We start from the raw sequence: 19,931 nt of genomic DNA on the forward strand, positions 1-19,931 counted from the left end.
TGCGGGCTCAGGCCCCTGCTTTGTAGCCGACACCACGCACCGTCAGGACAACTTCCGGGGCTTCCGGATCCTGCTCGATTTTTGACCGGAGGCGCTGGACATGGACATTGACGAGCCGCGTGTCCGCGGCGTGGCGGTAGCCCCAGACCTGTTCAAGCAGCAACTCGCGGGTGAACACCTGCCAGGGTTTGCGCGCGAGTGCCACCAGGAGATCGAACTCCAGGGGCGTCAGGGAAATCCGCTCGCCGCCGCGGCTCACGGTGTGGCCGGCGACGTCGATGGTGATGTCGGCGATCTTGAGCGTCTCGGGGGCCTTTTGGTCGCCAGGACGCAGCCGGGCACGGACGCGTGCCACGAGTTCGGCCGGTTTGAACGGCTTGGGCACGTAGTCGTCGGCCCCCGATTCAAGGCCACGGACGACGTCGGAGGTGTCCGACTTGGCGGTCAGCATCACAATGGGCACGTCGGACTCCGCGCGGACCTGCCGGCAGACCTCGATGCCGTCCACGCCGGGAAGCATCAGGTCCAACAGGACAAGGTCCGGCCTCGATGAACGGAAAATGTCCAGCGCCTTGGCGCCGTCAGCGCAGAAGACCGGTTCGAAGCCATCATTCCGAAGAACAATTCCGATCATTTCGGCCAGCGCTTCGTCATCGTCTACCACCAGAATGCGTGCCTTCATAGTTATATATTCCCTTATCGGGCAGGCTTTGTCCTGTTCAGTGCGTTGCGGCATGGCGGAATGCTAGGTGGCCGTGCCCGCGGAACTATAGGCTGGGAGCATTGCCGGACGTTCCCGGTGCCCACCGTGCTCGAGCGGTCCGGGCCTGGCTGCAAAGGCGCTGGTACAGGGGGAAGGAACACGGGTGTCAGAACAGGATCCGGGCGCGGAGCGGCCCCAGGGCCCGGGTGGGCAGCCTGGGTGGGGCCAGCAGCCCCAGTGGGGCCAGCCACCCGCGCCCGGCGGACCACCAGCGTGGGGCCAGCAACCAGGGTGGGGCACGCCCCCGGCCTGGGGCCAACCCCAGTACAGCCCCTACGGCCAGCCGCGTTACGTGGCGCCGCCGAAGCCGGGGATCATCCCGCTTCGGCCCCTGATGTTCGGCGAGATCCTGGACGGCTCTTTCCAGACAATCCGGCGCAACGCCAAAGCCATGCTCGGCGGTTCCCTTATCGCACAGTCGTTCGCTGCGATCCTGGCGGCCGTCATCACGGCCGTCACCGCCACTTCGATGGTCTCCATCGAAGCCTGGGCGGAGAGCGCCACTCCTGCCGACTTAGCATCAGTTGGTTTGGGGTTCCTGGCCGCCGTCCTGCTGGTCACAGTCCTGACACTGTTCATCTCAGCCGTGCTCCAGGGAGCCATGGTGGTGCCCGTGGCACGGTCCATCCTCAACCGCCCCACCGGGTTCCGTCAGATGTGGCTCTTGTCACGTTCCCGCGCCTGGACGCTGGTCCGGCTGGCGGTTCTGATGATGCTGGCAGGGCTGCTGGCGCTGCTGCTGCCCGCAGCAATCGTGGTGACGGTGTTCGCCACCATGGAACGCGCGGGAATTCCGGTGCTCATCCCCCTCCTGCCTGCCGTTATGGCCTTGCTCTTGTGGATCTATATCAAACTGACGGTGGCACCCGCCGCCGTTGTCATCGAGGAGCTGGGCGCCCTGGCTGCCCTGCGCCGCTCATGGTCGCTGACCGGCGCCAACTGGTGGCGGATCTTCGGGATCACCCTGGTGGTGGGCATCATGGTGGGCGTGATAGGGCAGGTGGTGATGATCCCGGTGAGCCTGCTGCCCACGTTCCTCTCCGGTTTCCTGTCACCGCACGCGGGCAGTGAGCAGGAGATCACGGTGGCAGTTGCCGTGGGGGTGGCCACCGCCGTTGTGGGCGCCCTGGTGGGAGCAGTGGGATACGCCTTCCAGACCTCGGTGATGGCGTTGATGTACATGGACCTGCGGATGCGCAAGGACGGACTGGACATCGCGCTGCTCCGCCAGCTGGAAAGCGGCGCGGACCCGGACGGCATTCCGGGCCGTGGCATCGCGGTCACCAGGCCGGGTCCGGTTTCCGGTCCCGGACAGGCCGGGGTTTGGCCGGATGTCCGCTGAACCCCCGGTGCTCCCTGGAGCCGAGGAAGCCCGGCGCTGGGCCGCCGAGGAACTGGCCAAATCCGAATACCGGGACGCGGAATCCGGCTGGCTCGACTCGCTCTGGCGCAGCTTACTGGACTGGCTGCAGTCACTCGACGGGCCGTCCGCATCCGACGCGCCCGTGCCGGGCCCCGTCATAGGGATCGTCATCGCCGTTGTGATCGCCGCAGCCGTAATCCTGGCCCGGCCCCGCCTGAACCCCAAGTCCCGGCAGGCCAAGGACGTCTTCGAGCCGGACAGCGCACTTACTGCCGCGGACTACCGGCAGCGCTCAGAAGCTGCCGCCGCGGCCCGGAAGTGGGGGGACGCCGTCGTCGACCGTTTCCGGGCCCTGGTCCGTTCAGCCGAAGACCGCATCCTGCTCGAAGCGCAGCCGGGCCGGACCGCGGACGAAGCCGCACTCGCCCTCGCGGGGCCGTTCCCTGCGGACGCAACGCGCCTGGACCGCGCTGCGCGGACATTCGACGCGGTGCGCTTCGGAAACTGGACGGCGGACCGTGGTGACTATGAGGCAATGGAGCGGCTCGATACGGACCTGGAGGCCGCCAGGCCCGTACGGCTCGAGGCGCTGCCATGACGGACGCGGTCCAGGAAGCAGCACCACGGGAGAACACTGGGGACGAAGGCAAGAGCCCCCAGGCGGCGGCGCCCAGGAACCCGCTGCGCCGGGTCCGCCGGCACCGCGGTCTGGCGGCCCTGGCTGCCGTGGTGGCTACCGCACTGGCATTGGTCATCTGGGGGCAGCTGGCTCCGAAAGGCGACGGCCTCCCCCTGTCCGTCCAAAACCCCGGACCGGAGGGAGCGCGGGCCGTCAGCGAAATCCTCGGCCGCCACGGGGTTCAGGTGCACGAGGTGGCGAATTTCGAGTCCGCCATGGCGGCACTGGAGGCCAGCGGCTCGCCCACCCTCCTCCTGTACGACAGGAACGGGTTCCTGGACGAGGACCGGATCGGCGAGCTGGCAGCCTCCGCCGGACGGGTTGTGGTGATTTCACCCCGGCTGCAGACCCTCACCGCCCTGGACAGCGGCATCCGGCAGGCAGGCGTGGTGCCCGAATCGTCGCCGGTGCTGGAGCCCGGTTGTTTCCAGCCGGATGCCGGAGCAGCCGGTGCGGTCACCGGGGAGTCGGGCTTCTTGTACGACGGCGGGACGTCCTGTTACCGGCCCGCAGGCTCTGCCGCCGGGCTGCTTGCCGTCAGCGGCGACGGCCGGTTGACGGTGCTGGGCAGCACCGCTGTGCTCAGCAACGAAAAGCTCGACGAACTGGGGAACGCTGCGCTGGCAATCCGGACGCTCGGCAGCTCCGCGGACCTGGTCTGGTACCTCCCGTCCGTAGAGGACCTGGACACCTCCGGTTCTCCGCAAACACTCAATGAGCTCGCGCCGGACTGGTCTCGTTTTATTGGGCCGTGGCTTGCCCTCGTGGCACTGGCGGCCATTGTGTGGCGTGGCCGGCGGCACGGGCCCCTGGTGTTCGAGCCGCTGCCCGTGGTGGTCAAGGCAGTGGAAACAGCTGAGGGCAGGGCCCGGTTGTATCACGACGCGCACGCCGTCGGCCAGGCACGGGACAACCTGCGGGCCGGGACCCTGGTGCGGCTCGCCGGGATGCTCCGCCTTGGCCCGGGCGCCACCGCCGACGACGCCGCCGAAGCGGTGGCCCGGTACCTGGGCCGGCCTCCGCACGAGATCAAACAGCTCCTCAACGAACATCCGCGCTCCGAGGCCCGGCTTGTGGCCTGGGCGCAGGATCTGAACACCCTAGAGAAAGAGGTCAGTAGCCGATGAGCGAACAAGGCAGCGGACCCCCGGTCCTGGATTCCACCGGACAGGATCCTGCGGGGCACGGCCCGGCCGGGCATGACCCGGCCCGGCAGGCCCTCCTGGATGTCCGCCGTGAGGTGGCAAAAGCCGTAGTGGGGCAGGATGCCACGGTCACCGGCATGTTGATCGCTCTGCTGTCGCAGGGTCATGTGCTGCTGGAAGGTGTGCCCGGTGTGGCCAAGACGCTGCTGGTGCGCGCCTTGTCCGCGGCTCTGAGCCTGGACACCAAGCGCGTGCAGTTCACCCCGGACCTGATGCCAGGCGACGTCACCGGATCACTGGTCTACGACTCCCACACCTCGGAATTCTCGTTTCGGGAAGGTCCGGTGTTCACCAACCTCCTCCTGGCCGACGAGATCAACCGGACGCCGCCGAAAACCCAGGCTTCGCTGCTTGAGGCCATGGAGGAGCGGCAGGTCTCCGTGGATGGCGCCTCCCGGCCGCTGCCGGCACCGTTCCTGGTTGCCGCCACCCAGAACCCGGTGGAGTACGAGGGAACTTATCCCCTCCCCGAGGCGCAGCTGGACCGGTTCCTGCTCAAGCTCACCATGCCGCTGCCGGAGCGCCGCGAGGAGATGGAAGTCATCCGGCGGCACGCGGCGGGCTTTGATCCCCGCGACCTCGCAGCGGCCGGAGTCCGTGCCGTGGCGGGTGCCGCCGACCTGGAACGGGCCCGGCAGGCGGTGGCCGCGGTGTCCGTGGAGCCGGAGATCATCGGCTACATCGTGGACCTGGTCCGGGCCACCCGTTCCGCGCCGTCATTCCAGCTGGGCGTTTCGCCCCGCGGTGCCACGGCGCTGCTGAATGCGTCCCGTTCCTGGGCGTGGCTCTCGGGCAGGAGCTTCGTCACCCCCGACGACGTCAAGGCCCTGGCGCTGCCCTGCCTGCGGCACCGGGTGACACTGCAGCCGGAAGCCCAGATGGACGGGGTCCGGGTGGATGACGTGCTGGGCAGTATCCTGGCATCCGTGCCCGTACCCCGCTGATGGCCGTCTCGGGGCGTTTTGTTCTCCTGGCGCTCGTGGGCCTGGTACCGGTCCTGCTGCTGCCAAGGTGGGGAACGTTTTTCCTGGTGGCCGGCACCCTTGTGGCCCTTGCCGCCATTGACCTGGTCCTGGCGGGTTCGCCGCGCCGGATCCGTATCGTGCGCCGGGAGCCCGGCAACGTGACCCTGCACGCCACGGCAGAATCGGTGCTCACTGTCACCAACGCCGGCGGGCGGCGGCTGCGCGGGACTCTTCGGGATGCCTGGCAGCCGTCGGCCGGAGCCCACAATCCTGTGCAGAACATGGACATTCCGGCCGGTGAAAGCCGACGGGTCACCGTGCGCCTGCTGCCCGTCCGGCGTGGTGACCTCAAGGCCCCGCACGTCACCGTGCGCAGTTTTGGACCGTTGCTGCTCGCAGCGCGCCAGCGGACCATTGACTGCCCCGGAATGCTGAGGGTCCTGCCACCCTTCCATTCCCGGCGGCACTTGCCATCCAAGCTGCGGAAGCTGCGGGAGCTGGATGGCAAGGCTGCCGTGCAGATCAGGGGCGCCGGCACGGAGTTCGATTCCCTGCGTGATTATGTCCGCGGCGATGACGTGCGGTCCATCGACTGGCGTGCCACGGCCCGGCGGTCCGCGGTGGTGGTGCGTACGTGGCGCCCTGAACGCGACCGGCGTGTGGTGATGGTGCTGGATACGTCCCGGACCACCGCGGCCCGGATCGGTGACGAACCGCGGCTGGACACCGGAATGGAAGCGGCCCTGCTGCTCGGCGTCCTCGCAGAGCGGGGCGGGGACAGGGTGGACTTCCTGGCCTTCGACCGGCGGACCCGGGCACGGGCCGGATCCGCCGGCAAGGGGAACCTCCTCGGCCAGCTGGTGCAGGCAATGGCTCCGCTGGAAGCGGAACTCATCGAGCTGGACTGGTCCGCCATCCCCGCCCATGTCCGCAGCCTGTCCGCCCACCGGTCCCTGGTGGTGCTGCTGACCTCGCTGGAGGGCGGCGCACCGGAAGAAGGCCTTATCCCCACAGCTGTGCAGCTGGCCCGCCGGCATGTTGTGGTGGTGGCGGCCGTGCGGGACCCCCAGCTCGGCCTGATGTTGCAGGAACGCGACACCGCCGCCGGAGTGTTCCGGGCAGCCGCGGCCGAACGAGCCCTCCTGCAGCGGGCAGCGGTCACGGCCGAGCTGCGGCAGCACGGTGTGGAAGTGGTGGATGCGGAGCCACAGGAGCTTCCGCCCCGGCTCGCCGACATGTACATCCGGCTGAAGGCGGCAGGTAGATTGTGAACGTCCCGGCTGTCCGTCCCCGTCCCGAGGAGGTCCTCCCTTGAACGTCCCCATCTACCAGCAGGCCCTCGGATCGGACTTCAACCTGCTGCAGCCCGAAGTGCAGGAGTATTTTGCCCTCGCACCCGGCTCAGGCCAATACGGTGTGGGCGAAGGAACGTTCGATGTGGTGGGCTGCCGGCAGGACTGGCTGCGTCCCCTCCTGCGGCTCACCGGCGGCGAGGAAGCGTTCTTTCCCGAATACGGGGAGAACATAGCGTTCCGGATCGAGAACCACGCCCACCAGGATCCCTTCGGCCGTTCCAGCCTGACCGCCCGCCGCGAAATCCGGTTTCCCGGCCGGACACGCATTTTCCAGGACACCACCAGCGTCACCACCCGCAACGGTGCCCCACAGCTCGTTGACTATGTGGGCCGGTACCGGCGGCTGGTGACGGACCTAAACCTGGGTGTGACGGCGGAGGGACGGCTGCGCGGGGTCTCGGAAGCCTCGCGGCTGTTTCTTGGCCCCCTGCGCATACCCCTTCCCGCCGGCCTGGATGCCAAGGCCTATGCGGAGCAGTGGTGGGACCCGGGCAGCGGCAAGCACCGCATCCAGGTCAAAGTCATCCAGCCCCAGATCGGACTGGTCCTGGTCTACGCCGGCAGCTTCGACTACCGGTTGCGCCCCTACTCCGGCGGGAGCTCCGCGCAGAGCTTCCTCCCGCGGTACGCGCAACCGGACCGCTGGGAGAACCGGGTCTAGAGCCTAGTCCTGCGCCAGCTGGTTCAGGCCATCCGCTATCTGGGTCAGCCGGCCAAGGACCGCCGTGGCTTCTGCCGGTGTCCGGTCCGCGAGGCCGGACGAGGGGGTGACCCGCACGGTGCTGAGACCCGCCGGGGCCAGCCCCAGCTGCCGCCACGGGCGCCATACCCTGTCCACACAGTCAGCGGTCCGGGGCAGGGACTGCCCCGATACGTCCAGCGCTCCGATCCACAACCGCTTGCCTGCCTCTGCTGCTCCGGCCAGCTGTTCCCACTGCCGGGACGTCAGTGACCGCAGCGGCACGGCAATACCATCCGCTCCCGCCGCCAGGATCTGTTCGAACGGGGCCTCGATCCCGGGAACGGAGATCACCACTTCAGCGGCACCGGCTCCCCTCAACGCGTCCAGCACCACCCGCCAGGATTCCCGGGCTTCCGAGGACGGGACCGCCCGCAGGGTGCGGTAGCCGCTGGAGGTGGGAATGGTGCCGGCCAGGACTGCCGCGATATCCGGCTCATCAACCTGCACCACCAGCCGGGCCCCCGGAACGGCAGCCGACACCCGGGAGACGTACCGGCCCACGCCGGCCGCGAGCGAGGCGGCAAGGTCCCGCCGGGCACCGTAGTCGATCAGGGCGCGCTCGCCGTTGTGCAGGTGGAGCCCGGCGGCGAGGCTCAGCGGCCCCACCAGCTGCAGTTTGATCTCGGCCGCAGGCCTGTCCTCGGTGCCGGCTACGTCGGCCAGGATGTTGATGTCGGTGGCCAGGGCCGAGGCGGCCCGGCGGTAGTCCTTGCCGGGCCGGTCCACCAGGCGCCAACCGTAGGGCTGGACGTCCACGGCGAGCTCCTCCAGCATGGACGCCGTGCGGCCCAGGGCATCTGAACCAACACCCCGGTCCGGCAGTTCGGCCAGGAAGGGAAGGTGCGGGCTGCCGAGCTCACCGCGGATGATCCTGGCCGCCTCGACCGGGTCCTCCCCCGGCCAACTGCCCAAGCCGGTGGCTGTTACCTCCCGCGGCGGTGCCGGGACCTCCGCAGGCCTGGAACCGGCGTTGTGCCGTTGCTCCGTCACGCGAGTGCTGATGCCTGCGGGTGCTGGCCGGAGGCGGCTTCATGGTCCTCGGCGATCGCTTCGTGATGCCGGATAACCTCACCAATGATGAAGTTCAGGAACTTTTCCGCGAAGGCGGGGTCCAGGTGCGCGTCTTCCGCCAGCCTGCGGAGCCTGGCAATCTGCGCCGCTTCACGGCCCGGGTCCCCTGCCGGCAGGCGGTGGGCGGCCTTCAGGAACCCCACCTTTTGGGTTGCCTTAAAGCGCTCGGCCAGGAGATACACCAGCGTGGCATCAATGTTGTCGATGCTCGAACGGATGGACAGCAGTTCAGCCATCACCGATTTGTCCACCTGGCCGGCCAGTGAGCTGGCCGAAGGATCAAAGTCGTCGGAGTCAGGAGCGTGAAGGTTGTGCTGCGTCATGGTTCAAGTCTATGGGCAGCGCAAGCAATCACCCGGGTGGCGCCGGTGCCGGCATGCCGCCGGCACCGGCGCTGTTCACGTCAGCCGGAGCTGTATCCTGAGCCCCAGGTTGTCAGATACCCAGCAATGCCCTGTTTTCTTCACGCCGTTTTGCCTGCTCCTGCGGGTCGGGCACGGGCAGGGACGCAATCAGCCGCCGTGTGTAGTCGTGCTGAGGGTCCCCCATCACCTGGCTGCCGATGCCCTGCTCCACCAGCCTGCCCTTGTACAGCACCCCCACCCAGTGGGACAGGATGTCCACTACCGCGAGGTCGTGGCTGATGAACAGGCACGCGAAGCCGAATTCCTGCTGAATATCCCTGAACAACTCCAAAACCTTCGCCTGCACTGAAACGTCCAGAGCCGACGTCGGCTCATCAGCTATCAGCAGCCGCGGGTTAAGGCTCAGCGCCCGCGCCAAAGAGGCGCGCTGCCGCTGTCCGCCGGACAGTTCATGCGGATACCGTCCCGCGTACGACGCCGGCAGCTGGACTGATTCGAGCAGCTCACCAACACGTTTGCGCGCCTGCGTCGGGCTTGGCCTGGTGTGGATGAGCATGGGTTCGGCAATGCATTCGCCGATGGTCAATTGCGGGTTGAAGGAGGCAGCGGGGTCCTGGAACACGAAGCCGATATCCTTCCGGAGCGGCTTGAAGGTCCGCTCCCGAAGGTTGAGCATTTCGTATCCCAGCACCTTAAGGCTGCCGCCCGTGGTCCTGTTCAATCCGGCGATAGCCCGGCCGATGGTGGTCTTACCGGAGCCGGACTCCCCCACGAGCCCGAAAACCTCGCCCCGGGACAGGGTGAAACTCACCCCGTCCACTGCTTTGAACGCCGGAGTCCCCAGCCTGCCCGGATACTCGATGGTGAGGTTGGTCGCTTCCACCAGGATTTCCTCCTCCTGGTGGGCACGGCGGGCGAGCCCCTCGGAGGCCGAATTGTGGCCCAGGTGCGGCACCGCGGCCAGGAGTTTTCTGGTGTAGTCCTGCCGCGGTTCGGCAAACAGGGTGCGGGCCGGCGCCTCCTCAACCACGTCACCCTGGTACATCACCACCACACGGTCGGCGAGGTCCGCCACCACACCCATGTTGTGCGTAATCAGCACGATGGAAGTGCCGTACTTGTCCCGCAGGTTCCGCAGCAGCTCCAGGATCTCGGCCTGGACGGTGACATCCAGGGCGGTGGTGGGTTCATCTGCCACGATCAGGCCGGGGTTCAGTGCCAGCGCTGCCGCAATGACTACCCGCTGCTTCTGCCCGCCGGAGAACTGGTGGGGGTAGTAGTTGACGCGGTGCTCGGGATCGGGGATGCCTACCTTGCGCAGTGCTTCGATGGCGCGGGACTTCGCTTCCTTCGCCGAAACGCGCTTTCCGCCGCCCGCATGCGCCCGGATGCCTTCGGCGATCTGCCAGCCCACGGTGAACACCGGGTTCAGTGCCGTGGACGGTTCCTGGAAGACCATGGCGACGTCGCGGCCGCGGATCTGGCGCAGGCGTGCGGCGCTCACACTGATCACGTTGGCCCCGTTGATCAGCACGGTGCCGGAACTGGTGGCGGTCTCCGGGAGCAGTCCCAGGATGGTTTTGGCGGTGACCGTTTTGCCGGACCCCGACTCCCCCACAATCGCCAGCACTTCACCTTTCCTGACTTCGAGGCTGACATCCTTCACCGCATGGACGTCACCGGCGTCGGTAGCGAACGTGACCTTCAGGTGGTCGATGTCGAGGACCGGATGGCCGGCGTCGGGCTGGTGGCCCGGTGACGGATCGGTATTGGCGGTCATGATGCACTTCCTTCCGCGGTGATGACCGCAGTGTTAGCCGGCGCCGTGGACGTGCCGCCGGCGCGTTTCCGGCCTCGGAGCCGCGGATCGTTCAAATCGTTGATGCTCTCGCCCACCAGGGTCAGCCCGAGGACCGTCCAGACGATCGCGAGGCCGGGGAACAACCCCGTCCACCAGATTCCTGAGGTGGTGTCAGCCAGTGCTTTGTTCAGGTCGAAGCCCCACTCCGCGGCGGAGCTTGGTTCGATGCCGAATCCGAGGAAGCCCAGCGCGGCAAGCGTCAGGATCGCTTCGGAGGCGTTGAGCGTAAAAATCAGCGGCAACGTCCTGGTGGCATTCCGGTAGATGTGCCGGGTGATAATGCGGAGATTCGAGGCGCCCACCACCTTTGCCGATTCCACAAAGGGTTCCGCCTTGAGCCGGATGGTCTCGGCACGGATCACGCGGAAGTACTGGGGAATGAACACCACGGTAATGGAGACGGCGGCTGCCATGATTCCGCCCAGCAGGCTTGACTGGCCACCGCTGATGACGATGGCCATCACGATCGCCACGAGCAGTGACGGGAAGGCGTAGATGGCGTCCGCCACCACCACCAGGACCCGGTCCAGCCAGCCACCCAGGTAACCGCTGACGAGGCCGAGAACAACACCGGCGAAGATGGACAGGACCACGGCAACCACGATGACCAGCAGCGCGGTCTGGGTTCCCCAAATGACGCGGGAGAGGACATCGTAGCCACCCACAGTGGTGCCCAGGAGGTGTTTCCCGCCGGGCGGTTGCTGGGTGGGAAAGCTGCCGTCCGCATCAGAGAGCTGCGAGAAGCCATAAGGGGCGACCAGCGGGGCAAGGAGGGCAGTCAACAGGAACAGGCCGGTCAGGATCAGGCCGATGACCAGCATTCCGCGTTGCAGGCCCACGCTCTTGTTGAAATGCGAAACCACCGGCAGGCGCCGGTAGAACGGGGCGCGCGGGTTGGCCACGGGCACGGGAACGTCAGGTGTGCTCATGGTCAGTACCTCACACGGGGATCGATCAGCGCGGCAATGATGTCCACGATGAAGTTGGTCATGGCAACGATGACGGCCAGGAGCACCACGATGCCCTGGACAGCCACGAAGTCCCGGGCAGTGAGATAGGTGGCCAGCTGGAAACCGAGCCCCTTCCATTCGAAGGTCTTTTCCGTCAGCACCGCGCCGCCCAGCATCACGGCGATCTGCAGGCCCATCACGGTGATGATGGGGATCAGCGCCGGCTTGTAGGCGTGCTTGGTCACCAGCCGGAACTCGCTCACGCCGCGGGAACGGCCTGCCTCCACGTAGTCCCTGCCCAGCGTTCCAATGACGTTGGTCCGGACGAGGCGCAGGAAGATGCCGGCCGTGAGGAGTCCGAGGGCAACGGCGGGCAGGACGGCGTGGGCCATCACGTCACCCAGCGCGGCCATGTTTCCGCTGCGCAGTGCGTCCAGCCAGTAGATTCCGGTGGGGGCCTGCAAGGATGTCAGGGCAAGCTCGCTGGAGGTTTTGGCACGGCCTGCAACGGGCAACCAGCCGAGCCATACGGAGAACGTCAGCTTCAGCAGGAGGCCTGCGAAGAACACCGGGGTGGCGTAGCAGAGAATCGCGAAGATCCGCAGGACGGCGTCGAGATGGTCGCGGCGGTGTGCCGCCAGCATGCCCAGCGGGATCCCCACGAGGAGTGCCACGATGAGGGCATTGATGCTCAGTTCCAGGGTGGCCGAGCCGTAAGTGGTGAGCATTTCGGTCACCTTGCGGTTATCGGAGAGGGTGGTTCCGAAGTTTCCGGTGGCAAGCTGGCCGAGGTACTCGATGTATTGGGTAAAGAGTGGCCGGTCGTAGCCGGCCGCGTGGATCCGTTCCTGCAATTGTTCCGGCGGGAGCCGCCCGCCCATGGCTGCGGTGATCGGATCACCGGTGATCCGCATCAGGAAGAAGACCATGGTGACCAGGATAAAAATCGTGGGGAAGATCAGGAGGAACCGGATAAGGATGTATTGGCCAAGTCCCCCGCCGGAGGACTTCTTTTTGGCCGGAAGCAGCCCGTCCGCGTCTGCGGGCGGGGATTCAATCAATGTGGTCATGGCTTACCTAAAATTTGGTGCCCGGCCAGCCGTCCCCCGATGCTGGCCGATGGCCGGCAACGGGGCGGGACGCTCTTGGCGTCCCGCCTCCACCGCCGGCCAGGGCCGAATGAGTGTGGGACTACTTGGAGATGACACCCAGACGGGTCTTGAAGGACGCGTCGAGGGTGGTCTCCACTCCCTTCACATCCGCTCCGGCCACCAGGACCTGGGCGCCCTGCAGGAGCGGCAATGTGGAGAGATCCTTGGCAACGGCTTCCTGCGCCTCGCCGAGGGTCTTCACGCGCTCATTCTTGTCCACCGTGGTCAGCTGCTTCTGGATCAGTGACGCGACCGTGGGGTTGTCGTAGTGGTTCTTCAGGAAGTTGCCCGGCACGAAGAAGGGCGTGAGGTAGTTGTCCGGATCCGAGTAGTCAGGGAACCAGCCCAACTGGTACACCGGGTAGGCGTCGGCGGTGCGGTCCTTGGAGTAGGTGACCCATTCGGTGGACTGCAGGTCAACAGTGAACAGCCCCGACTTCTCCAACTGCTCCTTCACCATGGCGTATTCGTCTCCCGACGAGCTGCCGTAGTGGTCGGGGTTGTACTGGAGCTTGATATTGACCGGCGCAGTCACACCGGCGTCGGAAAAGGCCTTCTTGGCCTTGTCCAGGCTGGGCTTGCCGCCCTCGCCGTACAGGTCCTTGAGCGGCTGTTCAGCTCCGAGGAAGCCCTCGGGCACAACCGAGTATGCGGGCAGGTACGTGCCCTTGTACACCTGGGTGGCGATGGCGTCGCGGTCAACGATGTTGGCAATGGCCTGGCGGACGGCCAGTGCCTTGGCGGGATCCGCTTCCGGCGTCTTGGCACCGAACGGCATGGTGTCGAAGTTGAAGACGATGTAGCGCAGCTCCCCGCCTGGACCCTTGTGGACCTTGACCTTGGAATCCTTCTCCAGGTCCGCCACGTCCGTTGCCGTCAGCGACCGGCCGGCAACATCGATGTTGCCCTGCTGGACGTCCAGCTTGAGGTTGTTCGCATCGGCGTAGTACTTGATGTTTGCCCCGCTGTTGGCGGGCTTGCCCAGCAGGCCCTGGTAGTCCGCGTTGGGCTTGAGGCTGACGAGCTCGTTCTTTTTATAGCTGTCGATGCTGTAGGGGCCGGCGAAGGGCTTGCCCTTGACGATGTCGTCATCGCCCAGGACCTTGTCGGCGGGGAAGACTTCTTCATCCACCACCGGTCCGCAGTTGGACGCGAGGACGCCGGGGAACACCTGGTCGTTGGCGGCCTTGAGCTTGAAGACCACGGTGGAGTCATCAGACGCTTCCACCGAATCCAGGTTGGCCAGCAGGGATGCAGGCCCGTTGGGGTCGGCGATCTTGACCACCCGGTCGATGGAGAACTTCACGTCGGAGGAGGTGAGGGCGTGGCCGTTGGCGAACTTGAGGCCGGACTTGAGTTTGACGGTGTACTCGGTAGGGGCCGTGAAGGAGGCGGATTCGGCGATGTCCGGCGAGGCGTCGGCGCTTCCGGGTTTCGCGTTGAGCAGGAACGGGTACACCTGGTTCATCACCAGGAAGGAACCGGCGTCATAGGAGCCGGCCGGATCGAGCGTGACCACCTTGTCAGTCGTTCCGAAAGTAATGGCGCCGCCCGCTGCGTCGCCGGTTGCGGTCCCGCCACCACCCGACGGGCCCGTGCAGGCCGTCAGTGCGAGCGCGGAAATGCCTGCCAGCGCGATAGCGCCGTGCAGTGCCTTGATGCTCTTCGTCATCTGTGAACTTTCTGTTCGATGAATACGTGCCCGCCGGCCACTGCTGGATACCTTTGGCCAGGCGGGAGCACGCTGTGCTGATGCCTAGATTCAATCAGAGAGTCAACCCTCACGGCGGCCCATTTAGTGAGTTGAGACACAAAATTTACCTGACCGGCGGCGCTTCCCCCGTGGCAGGGGCACAACGAACAAAACCGCCCCGGCCAGGCCGGGGCGGTGAAGGAAATTCGGGAGGCTAGAGCGCGGCGCGCTGAAGTGAACGGGCGGCGTCGATGGTTGCCTGGCCCAGGACCCTGCTGCCCTGGTAGAGGACCACCGTCTGGCCGGGCGCCACACCGCGCAACGGGTTGGTGAGGGTGACCACCAGCTGGCCGGCGCCGTCCGGCTCCATGCGTGCCGTCGCGGGAACGGGGTCTCCGTGCGCACGGACCTGCGCGTAGCATTCGAACTCCATGCCCGTTTCCACTTCGGCGATGGGCAGCCCGGCCCAGGACACCTTGATGCCGCGGATCTCATCGATCGCGAGCAGCGCCTCCGGGCCCACCACGACTTTGTTTTCCTTGGGCCGGATTTCCAGGACAAAGCGGGGCTTTCCGTCGGCGGCCGGTGTGCCGAGCTTCAGCCCGCGCCGCTGGCCCACCGTGAAGGCGTTGGCGCCGGGGTGCTCGCCCACCTTCGCGCCGCTCTCGTCCACGATGTCTCCGGTGGCCATGTCGATTTTTTCTGCCAGCCAGCCGGCGGTGTCGCCGTCCGGGATGAAGCAGATGTCGTGGCTGTCGGGCTTGTTGGCTACGGACAGGCCGCGCCGTTCGGCTTCTGCCCGCACTTCAGCCTTGGAAGGTGTGTCCGCCAGCGGGAACATGGAGTGCTTGAGCTGCTCATGGGTCAGGACACCCAGGACATAGCTCTGGTCCTTGGCCCAGTCGGCGGCGCGGTGGAGTTCGCGGTTGCCGTCGGCATCCTCGATGACCTTGGCGTAGTGGCCGGTGCAGACAGCGTCGAAACCCAGTGCGATAGCCTTTTCCAGCAGCGCGGCGAACTTGATCCGCTCGTTGCAGCGCATGCAGGGGTTGGGCGTGCGGCCGGCAGCGTATTCGTCGATGAAGTCCTGGACCACGTCTTCCTTGAAGCGCTCCGAGAAATCCCACACGTAGTAGGGAATGCCCAGGACATCGCAGGCCCGCCAGGCGTCGCGCGAGTCCTCGATAGTGCAGCAGCCCCGGCTTCCGGTGCGCAGCGTGCCGGGCATGCGGGACAGCGCCAGGTGGACGCCGACGACGTCGTGCCCTGCCTCGACGGCGCGGGCGGCTGCGACGGCGGAATCAACGCCGCCGCTCATGGCTGCTAGAACTCGCATGGTGGCTTCCTGTTGGGGTGGTTCCGGCTCCGGGCCGGTGGTTGCTGCCGGCATTGGCTGGATGCGCCGGCTGGTGGCGCCGCCGGGGCATCAGTCCTGCGCCCCGGAAACGATCTTCGCCTATCTATTCTACGGCCTGCCCGCAAGAGCCCCCTCAGCGGCCGGTCAAACCCTGCCGCGCTACGGTGCCGGCGGTCTGAATGGATGACTCGTGCCCGGCCATTCCAGCTTGCCGGGCCCGGGCATAGGCGCCCGGAAGGGCCGCCAGCAGCGCATCGATGTCCTGGTCCGTGGAGGAATGCCCCAGCGTAAAGCGCTGCGCTCCGCGCGCTGTTTCCTCGTCCAGCCCCATGGCGAGCAGCACGTGTGAGGGCCGTGGCACACCCGCGGTACATGCCGAGCCCGTGGACGATTCCACTCCCGCAAGATCCAGGAGGAAGAGGAGGGAGTCGCCCTCGCAGCCGGGAAAGGTGAAGTGAGCGTTGCCGGGGAGGCGGCCGTTCCCTGGTGCGCCGCGAAGGACCGCCTCCGGTACACGTTCCCGCACGCCGTCGATCAGCCGGTCGCGAAGGCTGGAAATCCGGGCAGATTCCACGCCGAGGTTAGCGACGGCATGTTCCGCGGCCGCAGCGAAAGCGGAAATTGAGGCAGTGTCCAGGGTGCCGGAGCGGACGTCGCGCTCCTGCCCGCCGCCATGCTGGACGGGGGTGAGTTTCACCGACCGCCCCAGCAGCAGCGCCCCCACTCCCACGGGCCCGCCGATCTTGTGCCCCGAAACGGACATGGCGTCCAGCCCGGAGGCCTTGAAGTCAACCGGCAGGGAACCGAAAGCCTGCACGGCGTCGGCGTGGACGGGAATGCCCGCCGCGTGCGCCAGTTCCACCACGCGGTGGATGGGCTGGATGGTCCCCACTTCATTGTTGGCCCACATCACGGTGACCAGTGCGATGGAATCCGGGTCCCGTGCAAGTTCAGCCTCCAGCACCGCAAGGTCCACCACACCGTCGCCGTCCACGGGAAGCCACGTGACGTCGGCGCGCTCGTGCCGCTCCAGCCACTCCACGGTGTCCAGTACCGCATGATGTTCGACGGCGGAACACAGGATGCGCCGCCGGGCCGGCTTTTCGGCCGCGCGGGACCAGTACAGTCCCTTGACCGCGAGGTTGTCCGACTCCGTGCCCCCCGAGGTGAAGATCACCTCGGACGGGTGCGCGCCGGCCGCTGCGGCGAGCGCCTCGCGGGCCTCCTCCACCGCACGCCTGGCACGGCGGCCTGAACCATGGAGCGATGAGGGGTTGCCGGTGCGGGCAAGTTCGCGCGTCAGTGCTGCCAGCGCCTCAGGCGAAAGAGGGGTGGTGGCAGCATGGTCGAGGTAAACAGGCACCCTGCAATTCTAGCCGCCGCGGCCTCTCCGGTTCAGTTGGCCGGTGTGATCCTGGCGCAGCAGTGGCCCGGAAGATCGGCGGGCTCCACCCTCCCGCCCGACGCGTCCAGGCGGGCTGCCGCCCCCCGCAGGAAGGCCCCGTTCATGGCGCACACCACGCCCGCATGTTTGTCGGAAAGGCGGTGGAACGGGCAGTTCGCCAGCAGTAGGCCGCCATCGCCGTCAGGCTGCGGCCGGTAGCCTGCCTGGACCAGGAACTCCTCGAGGGTTGATGCCCCCTCTGCCATGGCGTTCCCCAACCTGAACGACTCTTCCGGCAGGGTCTCTGTGACGGGTTTGCCCGCGGCTGTGGATTTTTCGATGGCCGCGGCCATGAGTTCCCCGGCGAGGTCGTAGTTGCGGTCCGGGACGGAGGCCCCGATCTCGCCGGCGACAGGACGGTACATCTTCGCCGGGCGGCCCGAGCCGGGGCCGGTCTTTCCTGCCGGTTTGTGGAATTCGACCGCGAGCAGGCCGTCCTGCACCAGGCGGTCCAGGTGGAAGGAGACCGTACTGCGGGGAATGCCGGCGATCCGCGCAACATCGTCACGGCCCAGGGCCCCGGCCGAAGACGCTACGAGCTCAAAAAGCCGGCGGCGCTTCTCGTCACCGAGGGAGGCGAGCGCCGCCATGCGGTCCGCCCAGGAAAGTCTGGCCATTGCTCCACCAATCCAAAGTCAAGATGCATTGATTATAAACCCGCTACGATTCTAAAATAGTAGAACCTACTTTTAGAAGGAGTCAGTTGTGAAAACCACATCAGCACTTCGTGCCAACGTCACCACCATGGACCCGGCCAGGCAGGCGTTCCTGCTGCTGCGGACTGTCTTCACGGTGGCGCCGGTGCTCTTTGGGCTCGATAAATTCACGAACATCCTGGCGGACTGGACCATCTACCTTGCGCCGCAGGCCACAGCGGTGGTTCCGCTGCCTGCCCAGACCTTTATGTATGTGGTGGGCGTGGTGGAAGTAGCGGCCGGCATTGCCGTGGCGGTCCGGCCACGGTTCGGGTCGCTCCTGGTCGCAGCCTGGCTGGCCGGGATCATCGTCAACCTCCTGCTGCTGGGAGCATTCTTCGACGTGGCGCTGCGCGACTTCGGCCTGCTGGTGGGCGCCCTGGCCCTGAACCGGATATCCCGCCTGCCCGCCCGGCAACCAGGTATCTAGGCCGAAGGAGGCTGGACCGGGAGGAACCGGACAGCGTCCGCCCTGGCCGCAGCCAAGGCGGACGCGTCCGGGCATGAAACAGAAATGTAGACCGACGATCCGGACGTAGCGAAAAGCCTGGCAAGCACCGCTGTGGCCTTGCCACCCGGCGCCGCCTCTTCCAAGGCCAGTACCTCCACCGCGTGGCCCGGGGTGGACTCATCACCGCCCCACCGCAGCGTTGCGGTCTTCAGGTACTCAGGGAGGATGGTGGGATCAAGGTACTGGAAGAGCGCAACCGTTGACTCGCGGTCGTCAGCACGTGCCAGCGCCGCCTGGTTGGTCCGGACCTTTGCGGCGACCAGGCATCCGTCGGCCTTGAGGTACTGGCTTTCGCCAGCAACGTTGTCCTTGACCAGCTTCCAGCCGGGGGCCTTCTCCAGGCCGCCCGCGATGCCCACCGGCACTCCCCTGGCCAGGATGCCGCCGGACCCGAACGGCAGGTCCTGGCCGGCCACGGCCTCGGCGTCGTGGCCCGGCGTGATGGTGGGGGTGGCCAGCGTGGATGCTGTTTCCACGGGTCGGGGCGCAGATGGGTCGGGAACGCCAACGCTGCACCCGGCAGTCATCACGGAGGCGAGAATTGCTGCCGCAAGCGGCAATCGCCGGTGCCGGATCCTGCCGGCCGCTGCCGCCGTCGTCCGTCCCTCCACGTCCGCCCCCACTGTTCCCCCTACCTGCCTTTCCTTGCCGCTCCCGCGGCTGTTATCTGACGAGTCTAGACTTCCGCCGCATCCCTGCGGGCAGGGAACCCGAACCCTCGGGGCGGACGTTGTCAGGTCGAGGGCCGATAAGCTGGCCGGACCGGGCTGCCCATTCGGGGCCTGGCCGTTTCAACACGAAGGATGAGTGCTTGACCGAGGGCAACTCCCACTACCAGGTGCTGCGCGTGGCAGTCACCGCCACCGAGAAGGAAATCAAGGTGGCCTACCGCCGCGCGGCCCGTCTGGCCCATCCCGACCACGGCGGCGACCCTGCCGCGTTCCGCCGGGTGACCAGCGCCTATGAAACCCTGATCGACCCGCAGCGCAGGAAAGCGTACGACCGCTCCTACGCCGCCGGAACCGCCAACAAGCCCGACGCCGAGCCGCACTTTGACGCCCCGCCTGCGGGCAGCAGGGCATCGGCCACCGTCCACAAGACCGCGGGAACCCGGAACACGGCCGGGGATCCGCCGGTGTACGTTCCACCCTATGGCCCAGGGGAGGGCGTCCCCCTGATTCCAATGGCACAGGCCAGCCAGCAGGTCCACGGCATGCCGCGGAAGCGGGGCATCTTTGGCGCCGAAGCGCGGATCCAGCGGGAGATGCGGACAGTCCAGCTGCTGACCCGCCAGGTGCTGCCGGCCATTCCGGCGGCGCGCCTGATCAACGGGCTCCAGTCGCCGGCGGACAACAGCCACATCGACCACGCTGTGCTGTCCGGGTACCGGCTGGCGCTGGTGGGCTCCATGCTGCTGCCGAAGGGGGCGTATGCGTGGGACGGCAGGACCCTGAACCACGGCGGACGCTCCATAGCTCCGCCGCAACTGGCGCTCGTGGTCCGCGCCATGCAGGAAATCTTTCCAGAGCTGAACGTGACCGGCTGGACAGTGGTCCTCAGCCCGGGCGGCAACCTTCACGAGCCGGTGATCGACAACCACCGCCGGTCCTCCGGCGACCTGGAGACCGTACGGATCGTTAACGGGGCCGGGGTAGTGCGGGGCATCAAGGAGTTCCTGGCCTCTGGGCCGGCCCCCAACACCGTCAACGTTCCAGTCCTCGCCAGGCTGCTGCGCGGCATGCACTGACCGGGTTGACTAGG

General features: G+C 66.9%; 19 protein-coding genes. 8 read left to right on the plus strand and 11 right to left on the minus strand.

What is annotated here, in order from left to right; genetic code table 11:
* Positions 1-7: 7 nt before the first annotated feature.
* Positions 8-682: an MtrAB system response regulator MtrA gene (gene mtrA / locus BACI348_RS13730; RefSeq protein WP_159826640.1), complete on the minus strand. Its 675-nt coding sequence runs from the start codon at positions 680-682 to the stop codon at positions 8-10.
* A gap of 184 nt (positions 683-866) precedes the next feature.
* On the opposite strand from mtrA, the gene BACI348_RS13735 reads away from it, so the two are divergent.
* From BACI348_RS13735 to BACI348_RS13760, 6 genes are read left to right on the plus strand one after another with little or no spacing between them, the layout of a single operon-like run.
* Complete coding sequence (locus BACI348_RS13735) at positions 867-2,105, plus strand: DUF7847 domain-containing protein (RefSeq protein ID WP_236557563.1); 1,239 nt, start codon at positions 867-869, stop codon at positions 2,103-2,105.
* Complete coding sequence (locus BACI348_RS13740) at positions 2,095-2,724, plus strand: DUF4129 domain-containing protein (protein WP_159826642.1); 630 nt, start codon at positions 2,095-2,097, stop codon at positions 2,722-2,724. Before BACI348_RS13735 ends, BACI348_RS13740 begins: the two co-directional genes overlap by 11 nt.
* Positions 2,721-3,932, plus strand: a complete 1,212-nt coding sequence (locus BACI348_RS13745) for a DUF4350 domain-containing protein (RefSeq protein ID WP_236557564.1) — start codon at positions 2,721-2,723, stop codon at positions 3,930-3,932. The genes BACI348_RS13740 and BACI348_RS13745 overlap by 4 nt, the downstream gene beginning before the upstream one ends.
* Positions 3,929-4,954, plus strand: coding sequence for an AAA family ATPase (locus tag BACI348_RS13750; protein ID WP_159826644.1), 1,026 nt, complete (start codon positions 3,929-3,931; stop codon positions 4,952-4,954). Before BACI348_RS13745 ends, BACI348_RS13750 begins: the two co-directional genes overlap by 4 nt.
* Positions 4,954-6,246 carry a DUF58 domain-containing protein gene (locus tag BACI348_RS13755; protein WP_159826646.1) on the plus strand — a complete coding sequence of 431 codons (1,293 nt, stop codon included), beginning with the start codon at positions 4,954-4,956 and terminating at the stop codon, positions 6,244-6,246. Before BACI348_RS13750 ends, BACI348_RS13755 begins: the two co-directional genes overlap by 1 nt.
* Before the next feature lie 40 nt (positions 6,247-6,286).
* Positions 6,287-6,991, plus strand: coding sequence for a DUF4166 domain-containing protein (locus BACI348_RS13760; protein WP_159826648.1), 705 nt, complete (start codon positions 6,287-6,289; stop codon positions 6,989-6,991).
* A 3-nt stretch (positions 6,992-6,994) separates the two neighbouring features.
* Here the strand turns inward: BACI348_RS13760 and BACI348_RS13765 are convergent, their stop codons facing one another.
* The 9 genes from BACI348_RS13765 to BACI348_RS13805 all read right to left on the minus strand — a co-directional run bounded on the left by BACI348_RS13765 (position 6,995) and on the right by BACI348_RS13805 (position 17,581).
* Positions 6,995-8,062: a uroporphyrinogen decarboxylase/cobalamine-independent methonine synthase family protein gene (locus tag BACI348_RS13765; protein WP_159826650.1), complete on the minus strand. Its 1,068-nt coding sequence runs from the start codon at positions 8,060-8,062 to the stop codon at positions 6,995-6,997.
* Entirely contained in the window at positions 8,059-8,466 is a 408-nt protein-coding gene (locus BACI348_RS13770) for a chorismate mutase (protein WP_159826652.1), read from the minus strand. Before BACI348_RS13770 ends, BACI348_RS13765 begins: the two co-directional genes overlap by 4 nt.
* A 112-nt stretch (positions 8,467-8,578) precedes the next feature.
* Positions 8,579-10,288 (minus strand): ABC transporter ATP-binding protein, encoded by a 1,710-nt coding sequence (locus tag BACI348_RS13775; RefSeq protein WP_159826654.1) that lies wholly within the window; start codon positions 10,286-10,288, stop codon positions 8,579-8,581.
* Positions 10,285-11,298 carry an ABC transporter permease gene (locus BACI348_RS13780; RefSeq protein WP_159826656.1) on the minus strand — a complete coding sequence of 338 codons (1,014 nt, stop codon included), beginning with the start codon at positions 11,296-11,298 and terminating at the stop codon, positions 10,285-10,287. The genes BACI348_RS13775 and BACI348_RS13780 overlap by 4 nt, the downstream gene beginning before the upstream one ends.
* Positions 11,299-11,300: 2 nt before the next feature.
* Positions 11,301-12,389 (minus strand): ABC transporter permease, encoded by a 1,089-nt coding sequence (locus tag BACI348_RS13785; protein ID WP_159826658.1) that lies wholly within the window; start codon positions 12,387-12,389, stop codon positions 11,301-11,303.
* 121 nt (positions 12,390-12,510) lie between these two features.
* Entirely contained in the window at positions 12,511-14,142 is a 1,632-nt protein-coding gene (locus BACI348_RS13790; RefSeq protein WP_159826660.1) for an ABC transporter substrate-binding protein, read from the minus strand.
* A gap of 235 nt (positions 14,143-14,377) precedes the next feature.
* The gene (mnmA, locus tag BACI348_RS13795; RefSeq protein ID WP_159826662.1) at positions 14,378-15,499 is read right to left on the minus strand and encodes a tRNA 2-thiouridine(34) synthase MnmA; all 1,122 of its coding nucleotides are present in this window, start codon (positions 15,497-15,499) and stop codon (positions 14,378-14,380) included.
* 154 nt (positions 15,500-15,653) lie between these two features.
* A complete protein-coding gene (locus BACI348_RS13800; RefSeq protein WP_159826664.1) occupies positions 15,654-16,883 on the minus strand; it encodes a cysteine desulfurase family protein in 1,230 nt (409 codons plus the stop codon).
* 32 nt (positions 16,884-16,915) lie between these two features.
* Complete coding sequence (locus BACI348_RS13805) at positions 16,916-17,581, minus strand: helix-turn-helix transcriptional regulator (protein ID WP_159826666.1); 666 nt, start codon at positions 17,579-17,581, stop codon at positions 16,916-16,918.
* An 88-nt stretch (positions 17,582-17,669) separates the two neighbouring features.
* Between BACI348_RS13805 and BACI348_RS13810 the strand changes: the two genes are divergently transcribed.
* Entirely contained in the window at positions 17,670-18,089 is a 420-nt protein-coding gene (locus BACI348_RS13810; RefSeq protein WP_236557565.1) for a hypothetical protein, read from the plus strand.
* Here BACI348_RS13810 and BACI348_RS13815 read toward each other — a convergent pair.
* Positions 18,086-18,646, minus strand: coding sequence for a hypothetical protein (locus tag BACI348_RS13815; protein ID WP_328699959.1), 561 nt, complete (start codon positions 18,644-18,646; stop codon positions 18,086-18,088). The two genes, BACI348_RS13810 and BACI348_RS13815, sit on opposite strands and share 4 nt — an antisense overlap.
* Before the next feature lie 335 nt (positions 18,647-18,981).
* On the opposite strand from BACI348_RS13815, the gene BACI348_RS13820 reads away from it, so the two are divergent.
* Entirely contained in the window at positions 18,982-19,917 is a 936-nt protein-coding gene (locus tag BACI348_RS13820) for a J domain-containing protein (protein ID WP_159826669.1), read from the plus strand.
* Positions 19,918-19,931: the final 14 nt, after the last annotated feature.

It is taken from the genome of Arthrobacter sp. 9AX (genome assembly GCF_902506095.1).
Classification (GTDB): Bacteria; Actinomycetota; Actinomycetes; order Actinomycetales; family Micrococcaceae; genus Arthrobacter.

Bases quoted from the DNA above. Each gene is read 5' to 3' on its own strand.
- BACI348_RS13750 (WP_159826644.1), top strand. From the start codon at position 3,929: ATGAGCGAACAAGGCAGCGGACCCCCGGTCCTGGATTCCACCGGACAG.
- BACI348_RS13805 (WP_159826666.1), bottom strand. From the start codon at position 17,581: ATGGCCAGACTTTCCTGGGCGGACCGCATGGCGGCGCTCGCCTCCCTC.
- BACI348_RS13775 (WP_159826654.1), bottom strand. From the start codon at position 10,288: ATGACCGCCAATACCGATCCGTCACCGGGCCACCAGCCCGACGCCGGC.
- BACI348_RS13755 (WP_159826646.1), top strand. From the start codon at position 4,954: ATGGCCGTCTCGGGGCGTTTTGTTCTCCTGGCGCTCGTGGGCCTGGTA.
- BACI348_RS13740 (WP_159826642.1), top strand. From the start codon at position 2,095: ATGTCCGCTGAACCCCCGGTGCTCCCTGGAGCCGAGGAAGCCCGGCGC.
- mtrA (WP_159826640.1), bottom strand. From the start codon at position 682: ATGAAGGCACGCATTCTGGTGGTAGACGATGACGAAGCGCTGGCCGAA.
- BACI348_RS13770 (WP_159826652.1), bottom strand. From the start codon at position 8,466: ATGACGCAGCACAACCTTCACGCTCCTGACTCCGACGACTTTGATCCT.
- BACI348_RS13780 (WP_159826656.1), bottom strand. From the start codon at position 11,298: ATGAGCACACCTGACGTTCCCGTGCCCGTGGCCAACCCGCGCGCCCCG.
- BACI348_RS13745 (WP_236557564.1), top strand. From the start codon at position 2,721: ATGACGGACGCGGTCCAGGAAGCAGCACCACGGGAGAACACTGGGGAC.
- mnmA (WP_159826662.1), bottom strand. From the start codon at position 15,499: ATGCGAGTTCTAGCAGCCATGAGCGGCGGCGTTGATTCCGCCGTCGCA.
- BACI348_RS13790 (WP_159826660.1), bottom strand. From the start codon at position 14,142: ATGACGAAGAGCATCAAGGCACTGCACGGCGCTATCGCGCTGGCAGGC.
- BACI348_RS13785 (WP_159826658.1), bottom strand. From the start codon at position 12,389: ATGACCACATTGATTGAATCCCCGCCCGCAGACGCGGACGGGCTGCTT.